The following is an 18657-nucleotide window of genomic DNA, read 5'->3' on the forward strand; positions in this document are numbered from 1 at the left end:
ACAATTTTTGATATAACGAATTATGATATTGACACGTTACAGCTTCTGTTAATTGATTAACTGACAAGGAACCGTGATAGCTTTAATTGAGCTTTCATTTTTTAACATACTGAGCAATTCTTGAGCAGCACAAATTCCCGCTTTATCAAAACCAAGTTCAACAAAGAGCGTTTTTGGAAATAGAAAATTAAGCAGTTCACTGTGTCCAATACTAGCAACAACAATGTGATTAATCTGTTTTTCATGTAAGTATTTATTCAAGCCAAGAGCGATAGCATCAGTGGCACAGACGATAGCGGTAGGTGATTGTTGCAATATTGATTCAGCTAGCAGATAACCTGAATGATAACTTAAATTACCTAAACAAGCATTTGGCATTATTTGATGATGTCTACAAAAATCTAAATAGGTTTGATAACGTAATGCGCCAGTGGTTTGGTCTTGCTGATTGATGCCAATAAAACCAATTTCTTTATGCTGTTGTGAGAAGTATAAGTGATTAAGTACGGCGGTGACTGCACCGATATCATCGTAACAAATGCAAGTATAATTTGAAAATGACCGTGCCATTATTACACTCTTATTTTGCCAAAATGAGAGTAACGAACTATCAAGCCCCGTAAAAGCAAAAATAATTACGCCGTCGGCTTGCTTTTCTTTTAACATGGACAGATGTTCTTTCACTTTATCGGCACTAAACTGACTTTCGATAATAATAGGATCATAACCACGCCCATAAAAAATGGGTAGCATACTTCGAACAGCTTGATTTTCTGACATTGAATCAAGGCGGGTAACAATAATACCAATCACTTTGTTACCATATCCACGCATGGCTCTAGCTGATTTAGAAGGCGTAAATTGATATTGTTCAATAATAGACATCACCTTATCACGAGTGATATCTTTAACCATTGGATCATGATTAATAACGCGTGAAACAGTCGATTTACTCACACCACTAAGCTTGGCAATATCTTTAATTGTTAAGTTGCTTGATGACTTACTCATAATCATTTCACTGAATCAAAATCAATTTAATCATACTAATATAGATTCCAAAAAATAGCGATATTCATCTTGGTTATGCGGGATTATAGTCAGACAATAAAGCTAATAAATCAGCTTTGATGGTTTTATTGTCTTGCGTTAAATCGATGGTACGTAAGCTAATGATATAATTTATAACGCATAATTGAAAAAATAAGTATTAACGTAGTTTAGCGTAATTTTTGGTTGGTAAAAAAAATTATTTATTTAAAATGTGATGTTAATCTAGCTTTAAACATGTATCGTTTATTCTAATGTTAGTAAGATAGATTATTAAAACGGTAAGTTTGACTAGCATTTTGTGATTAAGGAATTTGATATAACTTACTAAATATGAATGGATTTAATTCATTGCTTTATAAGGGAAATAGATGAAAACAGTATATAAATTGCTAGGTAGTTCACTACTTATTTTTAGTTCTTCGGGGTATGCTTCAGACCCTGCGACAGTTGCGTCACAATTTGAAGCGGCATTATTATGTCAAGCAGAGGCAATTGATGCTCGTAAGCCAGAAGTCGTTAAATCGCTTAATGAACAAAATATTGAAGTAAAAAATTTAGATGAAGAGCTGATTGAACTGGAATATCATTTTGCAAAACCGCTTCAAATTTTGAATGTTACTGTTTCCCGTGTCCGATATGAGGGTGATAGTGGTTCATACTTTTTTGCCACCGCTAAAGGTGACATGGATGCGTTTGCTAAATCTATTGGTGCCAAACCAATACCTGAAAATTTACAAGAGATGCTTTTATGGGCAGATATCGGCGAATATTATAAATATGCAGAGCCTGTTACCGTTGAAAATCCGTACCCAAATACTGTCATCATCGGTCGTAATGAAGAATCAAAACCAGGTGAGTTTTATTTTGGCTGTGAAAAATTTGATTATTAACCCTATTTAACTTAAGAGTGGATAACCATTTACCCACTCTTGTCGAATTTGAGATGATTTTGGTAATTGTGATAAGTTAGTTAATTAACCCGATAATTTAAGTATTACTTTTGCTTTATTCTCCATTTCTTAATTTATAAGTTTCTCCCCACTTTAACATTGCATCATGAACTTGTTTTAAGCTTTCTCCTAGTTCTGTTAATGTATATTCAACCTTTGGTGGAACTTCTGCATATATTTTTCGACTAATTAAACCATTTTTTTCCATCGCTCTTAGGTGTTGTGTTAAGACCTTTTGTGATATGCCTTCTAATGATCTCTTTAACTCACCAAAACGTTTAGTTCCGGTTAATAAGTCACGCACAATTAATACTTTCCATTTGTCACCCATTAACATTAATGTTGTTTCAACCGGACAACGAGGTAAGATTTTATTCAATTGCATTTTTGATTATTCCTTAAAATTCAATAATAGTTTCTTAATGGTAACTATATTACTATTTAGTACCTACTTTACAATAGAAACCTATGGTATTAAGCTAAAAATATCACAAATTGTGATTGATATATCTACATAAACACCTTTCTTGGAAGGGAATAGACTTTTAATTTAAACAATACTAAAGGGGTAAAAGATGAAAATTGCTGTAATAGGTGCAAATGGTAAAGCAGGGACATTAATCGTAAAAGAAGCGCTTTTACGTGGTCATGACGTTACTGCGATAGTACGCAAACCTAGCCAAAATGTTATTCCTAAAGCTAAAATATTGGTAAAAGATCTATTTCAATTAACTTATGATGATTTAAAATCTTTTGATGTGATCGTTGATGCTTTTGGAACTTGGGCTCTTGAGTCTTTACCCTTGCACCAAACAAGTTTAAAACATCTAACCGATATATTAAGTAATAAACCTAATCGTCTGTTTGTTGTGGGTGGAGCGGGTAGCTTATATATTAACCCAGAACATACCCTTCGTTTGGCTGATTCTCCTGACTTCCCGGAAGAGTTTAAACCATTAGCCACTAATATGGCTAAAGCGTTAGATGAACTCAAAAAATGTGATGATGTGCAATGGACCTATTTGAGTCCTGCCATTGAATTTAATGCAGAAGGAGAAAGAACAGGACGTTATGTTACTGGTGGAGAACAAGTATTAATGAACAGTAAAGGTAAGAGTCAAATTAGTTATGCCGATTATGCCATTGCTGTAATTGATGAAGCTGAAAAAGCTAAACATATCAAACAACGATTTACTGTTGTAAGTGAGTAAATACAACTTAAAAATTCCCTTACATTATGAGTGATTAACATTCTTCATAATGTAAGGCGACTGTTTAAATCTTTAAAAATAGTATTGCAAATTTTAGTATCTTTTATATAACTGCTGTCCCCAAAGGACGATTTAGGGAAGAAGAACTTGTTATCATAGCTAATCTTTATATTAAAAATTATTATTAATCAAATTGTTAAAACTATTATTATTTAATATCATTTGTATAGATTGATTAATAAAGTTAATGCCAGTCGTTCAGAAAAAAGATTTTGCTCTTAATTTATAATAATTTCGAGTAAAATTAGCTCACGAGCCTAATTATGACGATAAATTAAAAGACTTCGGTAACGAAATTTTAATTTATTATTTAAAAATAAGTGGAATTATCAAAAGAGTAGGATAAATAAAATATATGAAAAAGACGTTTATTGCTTTAAGTGCATTATTATTTTCAGTAAGTTGTTTTGCAGTTGAAAAAGCAGCCCCATCAACTTCAACGGCTTCACAATCAACAACTCAGGTTACAACATTGGCACCAATTGAAATTGACAAGCAATATACTGTATTACCGACACAGCCATCACCAGAGAAAGAAGTCATTGAATTTTTTTCCTTTAATTGTCCTAGTTGTTATATGTTTGAAACAGAATTTCACGCATCGCAGGTTATAGAAAAAGCGTTGCCAGAAGGAATAAAAGTCAAACGTTACCATTTGGTAAATTTTGGACCATTGGCAATGGAATTATCTCAAGCATGGGCTGTAGCTAATGTTCTTAATATTCAGGATAAAGTATCAGATGCACTTTATAAAGCTGTACAAAAAGATCGTAAAATAAAATCTGTTGATGATATTAAAGCTGTATTTGCCACTTTAGGTATTAATCCTCAAGAATATGACAAAACTAAAGATAGTTTTTTAGTTAAAGCTTATATGGCACATCAAATTGATGCGTTCAATGAACTGAAACCTGTTTCTATTCCTACTATTATCGTCAATGGTAGATTTTTCATTAATCCACAAGAGCTTGATAATACTTCTGATGAAGCATTTGTTAAAGATTATGCTCGGGTTGCAGGATTTCTTTTCAATTTAGATCCTAACGTTAAGACAAAGATACAACCTGATAATACTCATTAATCAGCGCCAATTTGAGAGGTCATTTTGATCTCTCGGTTATCGCTAATTTCTAAGTTTGACAATACTACTAATTGTGGGAAAGCGTGCCGTAAAAATTGTGATAACATCGGTCTTAATGTGTGATTAACTAACAATACTGGTGGAGCGCCGATCGCATCTTGTTGATTGAGCGCTTGTTTAACTTGTTGAATAATGTGTTCAGCTAAACCAGGTTCCAAATTACTGGTATTTTGTAAAGCCTGTAGCAATAAACGTTCTAAGTTGCTATTTAAACCTATTACATTAATTGCCTCTGTTCCCGGAAACCACTGTTGTGTAATCACTCTACCTAGCGCGATCCTAACAATACTCAGTAATTGATAAGGATCATTTTGTACGGGTGCATGCTCACATATGGTTTCAATGATAGTTCGCATATCGCGTATTGAAACCTTTTCAGCAATCAAATTTTGCAGTATTTTATGAAAAGTGGTTAATGTGACGACGCCCGGAATAAAGTCCTCGACTAATTTAGGGATCTCTTGTTTAATGCGATCGAGTAACTCTTGTGTTTCTAAACGACCTAGTAGATCACTGGCAAATTGTTGCAGTAAATGGTTAAAATGCGTTGCAATCATGGTACTTGTATCAACCACGGTATAACCTAATATTTGCGCATGTTCTTTATCACTTTCATCTATCCATATTGCCGGTAAACCAAAGGCAGGTTCGGTAGTTGGAATACCTTCAATGACTTCTGTAACATTACCGGGATTAATGGCTAACCATTTGTTATTGATAATTTCACCCTTACCGATTTCCCCACCTTTAATAAACAGTTTATATTGATAAGGTGCTAATGAGAGATTATCACGAATGTGAACCTGAGGAGGTAAAAATCCCAGTGTTTGAGCAAATTTTTTACGTAAACTACGTATTCTACCTAGTAATTCACCATTTTGTGTTTGATCCACCATTGGAATAAGTCCGTATCCCACTTCCATCGCTAATATATCTTCAATATTCACATCTGACCAAGTTGCTTCAATGTTGGCAGGTGTCGTTGCTTGTATATTAGCTGGTTTAGTCGTTGATTTTTCTTCGATTTTCTTCTGTTTAGTTAGCCACCAGGATAATAGTGCTAAAATAGCGGTAAAAGTTAAAAAAACTAAATTTGGCATGCCCGGAATTAGACCAAGTAAACCGATAACTACTGCCGTTAAGATTAATACTTGCGGATTATTAAATAACTGACTGAGCATTTGCTCACTGATGTTGTCTTGAGAGGTTACGCGAGTAACTATAACGCCTGCTGCCGTTGAAATAATCAAAGATGGAATTTGCGCAACTAAGCCATCGCCAATAGTGAGTAAAACGTAAGTTTGACTGGCATCTGATAATGCCATGCCATGTTGCACCACACCAACTAATAATCCACCAATAATGGTAATGGCCATTATTAGTAATCCAGCAATTGCATCTCCGCGTACAAATTTACTTGCTCCATCCATTGAACCATAAAAATCAGCTTCTTGTGTGACTTCTGCTCGGCGAGCTTTAGCTTCATCTTCGCCAATTAGACCCGCATTAAGATCAGCATCAATCGCCATTTGTTTGCCCGGCATTCCATCTAAAGCAAAACGTGCGCCAACTTCCGCTATTCTTCCTGCCCCTTTGGTGATTACCATAAAGTTAATAATGACTAAAATAATAAATACTACAATACCTATGGCAAAGTTCCCACCGACAAGAAAGTGACCAAATGCTTCAATCACCCGACCAGCAGCATCACTACCCGTATGGCCTTTGAGTAATACAACGCGAGTAGAAGCTACATTCAAAGATAAGCGTAATAAAGTGGCAAACAATAAAACAGTAGGAAACGCGGCAAAATCAAGCACGCGTTTGGTAAATAGCGCCACAATTAAAATAATAATCGATAAGGCAATATTAAAGGTAAAAAACAGATCCAAAATAAATGCCGGTAAAGGCAGTACCATCATTGATAAAATTAATAGAATAAGCATTGGGCCAGCTAGAATCTGATAATGGCCTTTTTTTAAGGTATTAATTGATAGTAATGTGAGTAATTTGGATTTAAACATAAGATCAGTTATTGCCTTTATTTATTTCAGATAATGATTCAGGTATTGGTAAATTGCTCGGTGTTATAGGTTTATCTCCGCCATGTTTATACCAATGTTTTAATTGATATACCCAAGCTAAAATTTGTGCAACAGCGGTATATAATTCTGTCGGAATGGTTTCACCTATTTCGCCATGCCGATATAAAGCACGTGCTAGCGGTGGTGCTTCTAATTGTGGAATATTATGTTCATTGGCGATTTCTTTAATGCGTAGCGCTATTTTATTGGTTCCTTTTGCCAATAATTTAGGGGCAATCATGGTTTTTTCATCATATTGTAAAGCTACAGCATAATGGGTTGGATTGGTTATAATCACGTTTGCTTTAGTCACGTCTTTCATCATCCGTCGCCTTGCAATTGCTTGTTGCATTTGACGAATACGACCTTTGATTTGCGGATTTCCTTCCTGCTCTTTAAATTCATCTTTTACTTCCTGTTTAGTCATTTTTAATTTTTTAAAATTACTCCATATTTGATAAAAAATATCAAAACCAACCATGGGAATTAATGACATAACACTTAAGATTCCACAAACAATGAGCAGTTGCATTGTTTTGGCTAATGCATTATTGAAATACATGTTAGGTAATGAGAGTAGACTGGAAAAATGGTTAATTAGGAAAACTAAAACCACTGAAGAAATAAGAACAACTTTGAGTACGCTTTTTAATAATTCGGCAAAAATTCTGGTACTAAACATTCTTGAAAAACCACTGATAGGGTTTAATTTTTTAAAATTTGGTTTGATTGATTGCAGACTAAATAAAAGTCCACCAATACATAAAGGGGCAATGATAGCGATAATAACTAACCCGAAAAAAAAGGGGAAAATAGACCAAAAACCAGTGGTAACAAAATTAACCAAATTAAAGATAATTGCCTTATCATCACCTATTCTAGGTGAAACACGCATAGCTGATTGTATAATTGTTATTAAGTTGGAAACTAAATTAGCGCCCATAAACCAAAACAGAGTGAAACCTATCAGTAAAAGCACCAATGAAGTTAACTCTCGCGAGCGCGGAATTTGACCCTTTTCTCTAGCTTTTTTTATTTTGCTATCGGAGGGGCGTTCACTTTTATCTACATCACTATCGTTAGCCATGATGGGATTAAATAAAATTATACGGTGTAATTAAGGTTTATCATACTTGACAGTATGAACTTAACTCTTAAAAGTTATTGGCGAGAAAAGACGATATTTTAAGGGGTATTTATCTCGTTAATAACAGACTTATACCAATATTAATTAAACTTTAGCTCGTTTAGATGAAATAATTTCTGCTTGTTGATAACCATTATTTGTATAAATCACCGGATTATTTAGATTTTTTAAATGATTAATTGCTTGTTGAGTTTTATCCATGCGATTTTGGATAATTAAACCGTTATCTCGATTTATTTTTGCCAATAATTTAGTCGTATCGGTTATTGATTGCCACTGTGTCGCCAGTATTGGATCTTCGTTATAAGGTGATTGAATATTATATTGTTTACTTATTGATATTCGTCTTTCATCAAGTAATTTTAATTGGATCAGCAATTGATTTTTTTTATTTATGATTTCATTTAATTGACTAATTAAACTGTTTTCGATCAATAGTTGTTGTTCGCTCTGTAAAATTTCTGAAAGCGCTTGTAACATTGCTGTTATTTTTTTTAAAGTACTATCCAGTTCTAACATTAATTATTCCCTTTCAACTCTGAATTATTTTTCAATGTTTTGAAGTATTTGATTAATTAGTTCATCTGCAATTTTATGAGAATTAATCACTAATTTACCATCTGAAATAGCTTGTTTTATTTGTGTAATTTTCTCAAGGTTAATATCATTTTCACTAGACTGTAATAACGTCATTGTTTTTTGACTTAAACTTACATTAGAACCGATATTTGCGTTATTTTTTGCCGGCGCCGGTGAAGCTTGTTTTTTTTGTTCACTTATCACGTTTCGATTAGGTAAGCTTGCGATTGTGGTCACTGATTTTGTGGCTTCGATACTCATAAAATTCCTTTGATCTAATTTATGATTTAAAATGATATGCTTAGTTTAATTATCGGCAAAAATTGCAAAATCATTAATTTTATTTATTGAAAAATTAATACACCTTGATTGGTCACCGTACCTTCAAGAACATTACCCGAATTAAGCCTGACATTAATACGATCATCTAATATTGCATTATTAAGAGTTTTGCCATTAGTAACGATTTGATAACCTTCACCGTTAATAATCACTTTAACCATTTGTCCGGCTTTAACATACCAATTTTTTTGTAGCATGGCAGTTTTTATCGGTTCTTCACGATTAATATTACGTAAAGCAATATGATTAATTACTTGTTGTTTATCTAATATAACGGTAGCCGGTAATGTATCAAGCCGACCTGATTGTAAGCGAATATGTTGATCTGTAATGACTGTACCTGCACTAATCGTCTGATTGGCAACAATATAGCTGCCTATTACAGTCACATTTAACTGTATAAATTTTGTTTTATTTTCACATTTTGCGCTAATGGTTACATTGCCCGATATTTTTTTCTTATTAAGTATCGTTAATATAGGGTTATCGCAACTCAATTTAGGTTTAGGGGCTGTATAAGTAATAGTTACATCATCTATTTTTTGGGTAAATTGTTGAGAGATTAAATGATGAATTTGCTCGTCAAGTGAGTTAGCCATAGCTTGATTCCAACCAGCTAGCATACAAATTAATATCGTTAATCTTACGATAGTAGTCATGTTTACCTGTTTTTAAGATTATTTGTAAAAGGATTCTACTGTATGAGTAAATTGATTGAATGTTGAAATAAGGACAATTTTTGTCGTTATTTATACGATGATTTTTTTTTGATTAACTTAAAATCCTAACTATCCCAAAAAGTGAGATGATTTTATGTTAGACAAATTAGATACACTGATTAATTTTCATCAACAAGCATTAAATATACGTGATCAACGACAAAAAATACTATCAGCAAATATTGCCAATAGTGATACACCTAATTATCAAGCACGAGATATTGATTTTAATGCTGAATTAATTAAAGCACTTAAAAAAGAAAATAGCGTTAATAATGTCAAACTTAATATCACTTCAAATCGTCATATTCAGACAACAAGTCAAATAACCAGTAATCAAAATCTACTTTACCGAATTCCTTATCAAGTTGCGGCAGATGGCAATACGGTGGAAATGGATCAAGAACGTACCGCTTTTATTGATAACAGTATTCACTACCAAAGTAATTTAACATTTTTAGGCGAACAATTTAAAAATGTGATGTCGGTATTACAGCAAGGATAATCATAATGAGCTTTTCTATTTTTGCAATTTCGGGTTCGGCATTAATGGCACAGACGCAACGAATGAATGTCAGTGCGAGTAATTTAGCTAATGCTGATAGCGTAACAAGTACTTCTGGTGAGGCTTATCGAGCTAAGCAGGTTATCTTTCAAGTGGATGATAATGGTTACCAAAATAGTGTGGCAGGCGTTAAAGTTGCACAAGTTATTGAAGATCCTTCTCCTATGAATTTAGTTTATGAACCTAATCACCCATTGGCTGATGAAAGAGGTTACATTCAAAAACCAAATGTTGATGTAGTAGCCGAAATGGTCAATACCATTTCAGCATCACGAAGTTATCAGGCGAATGTAGAAGTGATCAACACCGTAAAAAGTTTAATGTTAAAAACATTAACATTAGGACAATAATCAGGAGGATTTTATGGGTGTTGCTAATGTGCCAGTTTCAGAATTTTCTGAGATAAAAAGTCCAAAAACGACTCAAAAGGCATCATCGGACGGAAATTCTAGCAAAGAGTTACAAGATAATTTTTTGACGTTATTAATTGCACAAATGAAAAACCAAGATCCGACTAACCCAATGGATAATAGCCAATTAACTTCTCAGTTAGCCCAAATCAATACATTAGCGGGTATTGAAAGACTTAATACTACATTAGGTATGGTTTCAGGGCAAATTGACGATAGTTTATCGGTAAACGCCAGCAATATGATTGGTAAAGGTGTCATGGTCCCTGGTAATAAAATTTTAGTTGCGACAGCTGAACAAGAGGGTACGGATGCCGAAGCTGAAACTATCACAACACCATTTGGATTTGAATTAGTCCGTGATGCTGATTCGGTCATTATTACTATTCAGGATGAAAATGGCAATGTGGTGCGAGAGGTCGATCTCGGTTCGATTCCTGCTGGGGTCAGTTCATTTACTTGGGATGGGATACTTAATGACGGTACCGTAGCCCCTGACGGTAGTTATACGTTTACGGTTAACGCTAGTTATGATGGGCAGAAAGTATCATCTACATCATTAGCCTATTCAGTAGTATATGGTGTAATTAATAGTAAAGTTAATAATAAGGTATTACTTGATTTAGGAGTACTTGGCTCAATAAGTATTGACGAAGTACGTCAAATTCTTTAAAGGAGATAAAATTCATATGGGATTCTCTCAAGCAATAAGTGGTATGAATGCCGCATCAAAACAATTGGATGTTATTGGCAACAATATTGCCAATTCAGCAACAGTCGGATTTAAAAGTGCCAGTATCTCTTTTGCCGATATGTATGCCGGTTCAAAAGTAGGGATGGGCGTTAAAGTTGCCGCGGTAATGCAAAATTTTAATGACGGAACCACTACAACGACAAATAACAGCTTAGATGTTGCTATTTCTGGCAATGGTTTTTTTCGTTTAGTTGATAGCAACGGGCAAGTTTACTATACACGTAATGGTCAATTTCAGTTAGATTCAGAAAGAAACATTATTTCGGCTGACGGTTTTCATTTAACGGGATATCTTGCCACAGGCACACCACCTACAATACAGCAAGGTACTGCGCCTGGCCCATTAAAAATCTCACAAGAAATGTTAAATGCATCCGCTACCACCAAAGCATCGTTACAGACCAATTTAAATTCAAATAGTCAGATCCCTGAAAAACAACCAGTTAATTCACTTGATGCAGATACTTTCAACTATTCAACAACGATTACCACTTATGATTCTTTGGGTAATCAACGAAATATTCAACTGTTTTATGTAAAAACAGCAGATAATCAATGGGATGTTCACTACCTTGATAGTAGTGATCCTAATGGTGCTTTAACAAAAGTTGGTCAAATGGAGTTCGATGCTTCTGGTAAATTGATTAGTGATCCTGAAATGACCATTAATATTAAGGGCATAAATGGCTCTGCCGATAATACTTTTACTTTATCTTTAGCTAATAGTTCACAACAAAATATGGGTAAAGAAATAGGTAGTATAAAAACGCCTGTTGTAAATGGATATGCGCCCGGAGATTTAGTTGGCTATAGTATTAATGATGACGGTTCAATTTATGGTATCTACTCTAACCAACAAACCATGTTATTAGGTCAAATTGCCATGGCAGATTTCGCCAATGTAAATGGATTAGAGTCGGCAGGAAATAACAATTGGCGATCAACGATTAATTCAGGTGCAGAAGTATTGGGTACGGCTAACTCAGGTACATTAGGTTCATTAACTAATGGAGCGGTAGAGTCATCAAATGTTGATATGAGTCAAGAGTTAGTCAATATGATTGTGGCTCAGCGTAATTATCAATCTAATTCGCAAACCATTAAAACCCAAGATCAAATTCTCAACACATTAGTAAATTTACGTTAACTTAAGGATAACCAATGGATCGTGTTATTTATACCGCTATGTCAGCAGCCAGTCAGGTACTGAATCGACAGTCAATTACTACAAATAATCTATCTAATGTATCAACGGTTGGATTTAGAGCGCAATTGACAGCGATGAAAGCTGTTCCTGTAATAGGAAATGACATGCCAACACGGACAATGGTAACAGCAACAACACCAACATTTGATACAACGCTAGGGGCATTTAATTATACCGGGCGAGAGTTGGATGTTGCTTTAACTGAGGATAATTGGCTAGCAATACAGTTAGCCGATGGTAGCGAGGCTTATACTCGCAATGGAGCCATTCAAATTGATGAAGATGGCACCTTAAATATTCAAGGATATCCTTTAATTGGTGATAATGGAATTTTAACTGTACCACAACGATCTCAAGTCAGTGTTAGCAGTGACGGAACATTGACCGCTTTAGGGGCAGGGGATAAACCGACAACCATTGCTCAAGTTGGCAAAATAAAACGAGTACAACTAAAACGCGATGAAATAGTGCGCGGTGATAATGGATTTTTTCAATTAACTGAAGAAACCCGTAATACACGTGGTACGGTATTACCCGATAACCCTAAAGCAATAGTCATGTCTGGTGTATTAGAAGGCAGTAATGTTAATCCGGTTTCTGCAATGGTTGATTTAATCAGTCATTCTCGCCAATTCGAAATGCAGATGAAAGAAATCATTACAGCCGATGAAAATGCCCAAAAAGCGAATCAAATTTTATCATTAACTTAAGTAGGAAGAACGATGATTAAATCATTATGGATTGCCAAAACTGGATTATCGGCACAACAAATGAATATGGATGTCATTTCCAATAACTTAGCCAATGTGAGTACCAGTGGTTTTAAACGGCAAAGAGCAGTATTTGAAGATTTATTGTATCAAACCATTCGTCAACCAGGAGCGCAATCTTCAGAACAAACAACTTTACCTTCTGGATTACAAATTGGAACAGGAGTTCGTCCAGTTGCTACTGAACGGGTTCATAGCCAAGGAAATTTGGAATTAACGGATAATAGTAATGATGTCGCCATTAATGGACAAGGCTTTTTTCAAGTCTTATTACCTGACGGAACACAAGCTTATACTCGAAGCGGTACGTTTCAGGTCAATCAAAATGGTCAATTGGTTACTGCAGCAGGTTATGAAATCCAGCCAACCATTAATATACCCTCTAATGCGATAAAGATGACGGTTGCGCGAGATGGCATCGTTAATGTGACCTTAGCTAATCAATCGACTCAAGTACAAGTCGGTCAATTAACATTACATACTTTTATTAATGATGCTGGTTTGGAAAGTATGGGTGAAAACCTTTATTTAGAGACAGAAAGTTCCGGCGCACCTACCGAAAACACACCTGGATTAAATGGTGCAGGTTTGTTATATCAAGGTTATACCGAAACTTCTAACGTTAATGTCGCAGAAGAATTGGTCAATATGATTCAGGTTCAGCGAGCTTATGAAATCAACAGTAAAGCGATTTCTGCTTCTGACCAAATGTTACAACGATTAAATCAGCTATAAATTTAACAATATGTTAGGTGTAATGAGATATTTTTGTATTTTATTGGTATTGATTTTATGTGGTTGTGCGCAACTACCCAAAAAAGCCTTAGTTGAAGGTCAAACCAGTGTTGTCCCTCAAATGCCTGAAATCGTCAATGCTAATGGTTCCATTTTTCAATCGGTACAACCAAGTAGTTTTGGTTATCAGCCTATGTTTGAAGATCGCCGTCCACGTAATATTGGTGATGTATTAACTATCGTATTACAAGAAAATGTGAGTGCCAGCAAAAGTTCATCTGTTAATGCCGGACGTAACGGAAGTGCCAATATTGGCGTAAAAGCCGTACCCACTTTTCTTGACGGTTTGGTCGGTCGAGGCAAAGTAGATACAGATATTTCCGGTGAAAATGATTTTAAAGGATCTGGGGGAGCTAATGCTAAAAATACCTTTAGTGGCACCATAACTGTTACCGTGCAAGATGTCATGATTAACGGCAATTTAAAAGTCATTGGTGAAAAACAGATTGCGATTAATCAAGGCACAGAATTTATTCGCTTTTCCGGAGTGGTCAATCCAAGAACAATTAGTGGTAATAATACGGTAATTTCCACACAAGTTGCTGATGCTCGTATTGAATATGTCGGTAATGGTTATATTGATGAAGCGCAAACAATGGGTTGGTTACAACGTCTATTTTTGAATCTTTCACCTTTTTAAAGAGTATGTCTATGTTAAAAAAATGGCGTATATTTATCTGCTTTATTTTGATAATACTGGTTGTACCAATAAGTCATGCTGAACGTATTCGTGATTTAGTTACGATTCAAGGTGTAAGAGAAAATGCTCTTGTTGGTTATGGTATTGTAGTTGGCCTTGATGGAACAGGAGATCAAACATCACAAACACCTTTTACAATTCAAAGTATTACTAATATGTTATCGCAATTAGGTATAACTGTTCCGTCTGGCAGTAATATGCAATTAAAAAATGTTGCTGCAGTTATGGTAACTGCCAAGTTACCGTCTTTTGCTCGTGTAGGGCAACAAGTAGATGTAGTTGTCTCTTCTTTAGGTAATGCCAAAAGTTTACGTGGTGGTACGCTCATTATGACGCCATTAAAAGGAACAGATAATCAAGTCTATGCTATTGCACAAGGAAATCTCTTTGTTGGCGGTATGGGGGCTAGTGCTAATGGAGGTAGTAGTGTCACTATTAATCAAATGGCTGGTGCAACTATACCTAGTGGGGCGACAATTGAACGAGAGTTAGCCACAAGTTTAGATAAACAAAATGTTATACATTTGCATTTAAATCAATTCGATTTTACCCAAGCATTAAAAATATCGGAAGCGATTAATAAATTACAAAAAAATAGTGCTACGGCATTAGATGGCATGACCATTGCTTTAAAAATGCCAAAGGAAAGCAATGATCGGGTACAGTTTTTATCACGAATACAAAATCTCAATATTGCAAGTACACCAATGTCAGCAAAAGTGGTAATCAATACCCGAACAGGTGTAGTTGTGATGAATCAAAAGGTTAAATTAGATAATTGCGCTGTCGCACATGGAAATTTATCAATCATTGTTAATAATAAATTAACGGTCAGCCAACCGAATACCCCATTGGCAGGGGGAGAAACGGTAGTGATACCTGAGAGTCAAGTTAGTATAGAGCAACAAGGTGGCGCGCTTCATAATGTACCGTCTGGCGCAGATTTAAATCACGTTATTAATTCATTAAATTCACTTGGAGCTAACCCAACCGAATTAATGTCGATACTTGAAGCACTGAAAACCGCAGGTTGTTTACATGCTACCTTAGAAACAATCTAATCGAAAAGAAGATATTATATGCGTAATATAATTGGTCAATCGTTAAACCGCTTTGCTTATGATTTAACGGGTCTTAATCAATTAAAACAACATGCAGCTAAAGGCTCTACCGAGAGCGTTGAACAAGTAGCACAACAATTTGAATCATTATTTATTAATATGATGATGCAAAGTATGCGTAAAGCTGTGCCAGAAGGTGGTTTATTTAATCAAACCTCATCTCAATTATTTACAGCAATGTTTGATCAACAAATTGCGCAACAAGCTGCAGGAAAGGGATTGGGATTAGCTGATATTATCACCAAACAATTAACGGCTAATGTCTCATCGCAAACCAATATACAAGCTCAATCACATGCAAATAATTCCCAGCAGAATCTTCATTTAGCTAAATCTTTGTTTGGTAAAGCATCTTCTAATCTTACGCCTCAAGCGTTAGGACAAATGCTTTATCGCAATAATAATGAAACATCTTTACAGCAAAGTAAAAGTTTACCAAAGTTAACAACCGATGACACGATTGAAGAAGATTATGTAACAGAATTTGTTAAAGATTGGTTGGAGCCAGCAAAGCAAGCTGCTAAAAAATCAGGTATTCCATACGAAGTCATTATTGCACAAGCAGCACTAGAAACAGGGTGGGGGCAAAAGCAAATCAAAACAGAGAATAATCAGTCAAGTCATAATTACTTTGGTATAAAATCCACTTCATCATGGCAAGGCCGTTCTACTCGCTTAACCACTCAAGAATATATCAATAATACCATGATTAAAATTCAGGATGAGTTTAAAGTCTACAATAGCAAACAACATGCTTTAACTGATTATCTTAATTTATTAACGAAAAATCCTCGTTATCGTGGTGTTGTCAAAGCTCCTGATGCCAGAACTGCTGCCAAAGAGTTACAAGCAGCGCATTATGCAACAGACCCAGAATACAGTAATAAACTTATCCAAATTATTAATCGTATTGAACAAATTGCCAAAAACAACCACATGATCAATGCATCTGGTTTTAAGCAAATTGCATTTAATTGATAATAAAAAATAATAAATAGGAATAACCCCACCTTTTCTTTTAACAAAATTTAAAGGAAATTAATGCAGTGTCAAAGTGGGCATGTCAGGTTAGGTTTGAGCTAGTACAATTAATTTTATATTGCATATTATTTGTATCTATTACACCCTTATACTATTTAGCTAACTCTTTTTCGATAATATTTATGTCTTGTTTTAATTGTTTTATCTCACATAAAGTAAGCTCACTATAATCAAGATATGGAAATAAGTAACCGTTACCTATCAAAGTATTTTTATCTAAACATAATTTATCCCGTTTCTTTTTGAGTGGAGTAAATAAATTTTTAGTTGTATTAGCTTTTTGGGCTAGTTGTCCGGTTTTCTGTTTTAATTGCTTGAGATAATAACGATAAACATCTTCTTCATTACAATCATCTTCAGAGGGATCTCTTAAGCACTTATCAAATTGCCCTTTTTTATAATGTTCGTCTCTATAGGGATTGGGTAATACCGTCAAATTATCAGGATAGGTAATTTGATAGCGGCTTTCATATATCTGAACTAAATTAAATTTTAAGTTTTTTTCATCAATTTTATAATGCATCCATAATTGAGGGAAGATCCCATCATCCATTGCGATTAAGGATAAAGTATAAATATCGCCACTGGGTGCGATATAGTAATATTGATCACCAACTGAAAGTAAAGTAGTTTCATTATTAAAACCATTAGCCAGGATTATTTTATCTTTAACTTCATTATTTTTGATTAGGGATAAAATTAATTTTTCACCAGTATACTCATCGCCATTTGAATATTCATTCACATCTTCTTTATAGCGATAACTCTCTTTATTTAATTCTAGTTTTAAATCATCTTTTTGATATATCACCGTTTTTTTATCAATCAAGTGATTCACATTACTAAAATAAGAACTAAAATTATAATATAACGGACAACGTTTATTTACTTCAACTTGCTTTGAGTAATCCAGTTCTGGGTAGTTTAAGGGAAAAGTACAATCTTGTTCTAATTTTTGCATATCTATTTTACTGAAAAATGGATCTCCACGATATTTTTCATCTATATCAAAGGATTGGCTATAACAATATGTACTAAATAAAGAAAAAATAATGCCAATATAAAATGAATATTTCATAAGTTATTCCTTAATCTCTTCAAAATACAAATTTAATTAATTTTATATTGCACATTATTTGTATCTATTCCCTCCTGTACTATTTAGCTAACTCTTTTTTGACACTATTTATATCTTGCTTTAATTGTTTTATCTCACATAAAATCAGCTCATTACGATTGAGATTAGGAAATAAATCATCGTTATCTAACAGATTATTTTTATTTAAACATAATTTATCTCGTTTTTTTTTGAGTGGAGTAAATAAATTTTTAGTTGTATTAGCTTTTTGAACAAGTTGCCCTGCTTTCTGTTTTAATTGCTGGAGATTATAAAGATAAATATCTTCTAAATTACAACCCTCTTCGGATTCATTTTTTAGGCACCTCTCAAATTGACCTTTTTGATAATATCCCTCTTTATCGGGATTGGGAAATACCGTTAAATTATCAGGAAGGGTAATTTGATAGCGATATTTATATATCTGAACTAAATTGAATTTTAAACGTTTCTCATCAATTTTATAATGTATCCATATTTGAGGAACGATTCCATTATCCATTTCCATAAAAGATAAAGTATAAATATCACCACTGGGTGCGATATAGTAATATTGATAACCAACTGAAAGTAAAGTAGTTTCATTAGAAAAACCATTGGCTAGGATTATTTTATCTTTAATTTCATTATTTTTGATTAAAGATAAAATCAATTTAGAACCAGAATAAATACCATCCTCCTGTGTATAATTAAAATTTTCTTTATTTAATTCTAGTATTAAATCATTTTTTTGATATATCACCGTTTTTTTATCAATCAAGTTATGCAAATCAAAATTAAAGTTATGTAACCAACAACGTTTATCTATTTCAGCTTGTTTTGAAGCATCAAGTTCTTCGTAGTTTAAAGGAAGTGTACAATCTTGTTCTAATTTTTGCATATCTAGTTTAC

The 18657-nt window shown here is 34.0% G+C and carries 21 protein-coding genes; 12 read left to right on the forward strand and 9 right to left on the reverse strand.

The window, feature by feature from the left end:
* Window positions 1-48 precede the first annotated feature (48 nt).
* Window positions 49-1011, reverse strand: a complete 963-nt coding sequence (gene treR / locus A9G11_RS10240; protein ID WP_065619536.1) for a trehalose operon repressor TreR — start codon at window positions 1009-1011, stop codon at window positions 49-51.
* A gap of 410 nt (window positions 1012-1421) precedes the next feature.
* Between treR and A9G11_RS10245 the strand changes: the two genes are divergently transcribed.
* Window positions 1422-1943, forward strand: coding sequence for a hypothetical protein (locus tag A9G11_RS10245; RefSeq protein ID WP_065619516.1), 522 nt, complete (start codon window positions 1422-1424; stop codon window positions 1941-1943).
* Between the two features lie 115 nt (window positions 1944-2058).
* On the opposite strand, the gene A9G11_RS10250 is transcribed toward A9G11_RS10245, so the two are convergent.
* Window positions 2059-2388 (reverse strand): winged helix-turn-helix transcriptional regulator, encoded by a 330-nt coding sequence (locus A9G11_RS10250; RefSeq protein WP_065619517.1) that lies wholly within the window; start codon window positions 2386-2388, stop codon window positions 2059-2061.
* 190 nt (window positions 2389-2578) lie between these two features.
* Here A9G11_RS10250 and A9G11_RS10255 point away from each other — a divergent pair, with 190 nt between their 5' ends.
* The gene (locus A9G11_RS10255) at window positions 2579-3214 is read left to right on the forward strand and encodes an NAD(P)-dependent oxidoreductase (RefSeq protein ID WP_065619518.1); all 636 of its coding nucleotides are present in this window, start codon (window positions 2579-2581) and stop codon (window positions 3212-3214) included.
* Window positions 3215-3629: 415 nt separating this feature from the next.
* Window positions 3630-4355: a DsbA family protein gene (locus A9G11_RS10260; RefSeq protein ID WP_065619519.1), complete on the forward strand. Its 726-nt coding sequence runs from the start codon at window positions 3630-3632 to the stop codon at window positions 4353-4355.
* Here the strand turns inward: A9G11_RS10260 and flhA are convergent.
* The 5 genes from flhA to flgA form a co-directional block, all read right to left on the reverse strand.
* On the reverse strand, window positions 4352-6439 hold the full coding sequence (gene flhA / locus A9G11_RS10265) for a flagellar biosynthesis protein FlhA (protein ID WP_065619520.1): 2088 nt from the start codon (window positions 6437-6439) through the stop codon (window positions 4352-4354). The genes A9G11_RS10260 and flhA overlap by 4 nt on opposite strands.
* A gap of 4 nt (window positions 6440-6443) precedes the next feature.
* Complete coding sequence (gene flhB, locus A9G11_RS10270; RefSeq protein ID WP_065619521.1) at window positions 6444-7586, reverse strand: flagellar biosynthesis protein FlhB; 1143 nt, start codon at window positions 7584-7586, stop codon at window positions 6444-6446.
* A gap of 144 nt (window positions 7587-7730) precedes the next feature.
* Window positions 7731-8165 (reverse strand): flagella synthesis protein FlgN, encoded by a 435-nt coding sequence (locus A9G11_RS10275; protein WP_065619522.1) that lies wholly within the window; start codon window positions 8163-8165, stop codon window positions 7731-7733.
* Between the two features lie 24 nt (window positions 8166-8189).
* Window positions 8190-8486 carry a flagellar biosynthesis anti-sigma factor FlgM gene (flgM, locus tag A9G11_RS10280; RefSeq protein WP_065619523.1) on the reverse strand — a complete coding sequence of 99 codons (297 nt, stop codon included), beginning with the start codon at window positions 8484-8486 and terminating at the stop codon, window positions 8190-8192.
* Between the two features lie 83 nt (window positions 8487-8569).
* Complete coding sequence (flgA, locus tag A9G11_RS10285; RefSeq protein WP_065619524.1) at window positions 8570-9226, reverse strand: flagellar basal body P-ring formation chaperone FlgA; 657 nt, start codon at window positions 9224-9226, stop codon at window positions 8570-8572.
* A gap of 154 nt (window positions 9227-9380) precedes the next feature.
* Between flgA and flgB the strand changes: the two genes are divergently transcribed.
* Genes flgB through flgJ form a run of 9 tightly spaced genes read left to right on the forward strand, consistent with a single transcriptional unit; the run spans window position 9381 to window position 16586 of the window.
* Window positions 9381-9791 carry a flagellar basal body rod protein FlgB gene (gene flgB, locus A9G11_RS10290; protein ID WP_065619525.1) on the forward strand — a complete coding sequence of 137 codons (411 nt, stop codon included), beginning with the start codon at window positions 9381-9383 and terminating at the stop codon, window positions 9789-9791.
* 5 nt (window positions 9792-9796) lie between these two features.
* On the forward strand, window positions 9797-10201 hold the full coding sequence (gene flgC / locus A9G11_RS10295; protein ID WP_065619526.1) for a flagellar basal body rod protein FlgC: 405 nt from the start codon (window positions 9797-9799) through the stop codon (window positions 10199-10201).
* 13 nt (window positions 10202-10214) lie between these two features.
* Window positions 10215-10934, forward strand: coding sequence for a flagellar hook assembly protein FlgD (locus tag A9G11_RS10300; protein ID WP_065619527.1), 720 nt, complete (start codon window positions 10215-10217; stop codon window positions 10932-10934).
* 16 nt (window positions 10935-10950) lie between these two features.
* Window positions 10951-12162 (forward strand): flagellar hook protein FlgE, encoded by a 1212-nt coding sequence (gene flgE, locus A9G11_RS10305; RefSeq protein ID WP_065619528.1) that lies wholly within the window; start codon window positions 10951-10953, stop codon window positions 12160-12162.
* Between the two features lie 14 nt (window positions 12163-12176).
* Window positions 12177-12932: a flagellar basal body rod protein FlgF gene (locus A9G11_RS10310; protein ID WP_065619529.1), complete on the forward strand. Its 756-nt coding sequence runs from the start codon at window positions 12177-12179 to the stop codon at window positions 12930-12932.
* 12 nt (window positions 12933-12944) lie between these two features.
* Window positions 12945-13727 carry a flagellar basal-body rod protein FlgG gene (flgG, locus tag A9G11_RS10315; protein ID WP_065619530.1) on the forward strand — a complete coding sequence of 261 codons (783 nt, stop codon included), beginning with the start codon at window positions 12945-12947 and terminating at the stop codon, window positions 13725-13727.
* A gap of 22 nt (window positions 13728-13749) precedes the next feature.
* A complete protein-coding gene (locus A9G11_RS10320; RefSeq protein WP_081298529.1) occupies window positions 13750-14427 on the forward strand; it encodes a flagellar basal body L-ring protein FlgH in 678 nt (225 codons plus the stop codon).
* Between the two features lie 11 nt (window positions 14428-14438).
* Entirely contained in the window at window positions 14439-15548 is a 1110-nt protein-coding gene (locus tag A9G11_RS10325) for a flagellar basal body P-ring protein FlgI (RefSeq protein ID WP_065619532.1), read from the forward strand.
* An 18-nt stretch (window positions 15549-15566) separates the two neighbouring features.
* Complete coding sequence (flgJ, locus tag A9G11_RS10330) at window positions 15567-16586, forward strand: flagellar assembly peptidoglycan hydrolase FlgJ (protein WP_081298530.1); 1020 nt, start codon at window positions 15567-15569, stop codon at window positions 16584-16586.
* Between the two features lie 154 nt (window positions 16587-16740).
* Here flgJ and A9G11_RS10335 read toward each other — a convergent pair whose 3' ends face one another.
* Both A9G11_RS10335 and A9G11_RS14460 read right to left on the reverse strand, forming a co-directional pair.
* Window positions 16741-17727: a hypothetical protein gene (locus A9G11_RS10335; RefSeq protein WP_065619533.1), complete on the reverse strand. Its 987-nt coding sequence runs from the start codon at window positions 17725-17727 to the stop codon at window positions 16741-16743.
* Window positions 17728-17806: 79 nt separating this feature from the next.
* Window positions 17807-18657 (reverse strand): hypothetical protein (locus A9G11_RS14460; RefSeq protein WP_218056122.1); only part of this gene is annotated, 851 nt, incomplete at its 5' end.

Origin of the sequence: Gilliamella sp. wkB108 (assembly GCF_001690195.1) — a bacterium.
Classification (GTDB): Bacteria; Pseudomonadota; Gammaproteobacteria; order Enterobacterales; family Orbaceae; genus Gilliamella; species Gilliamella apicola_L.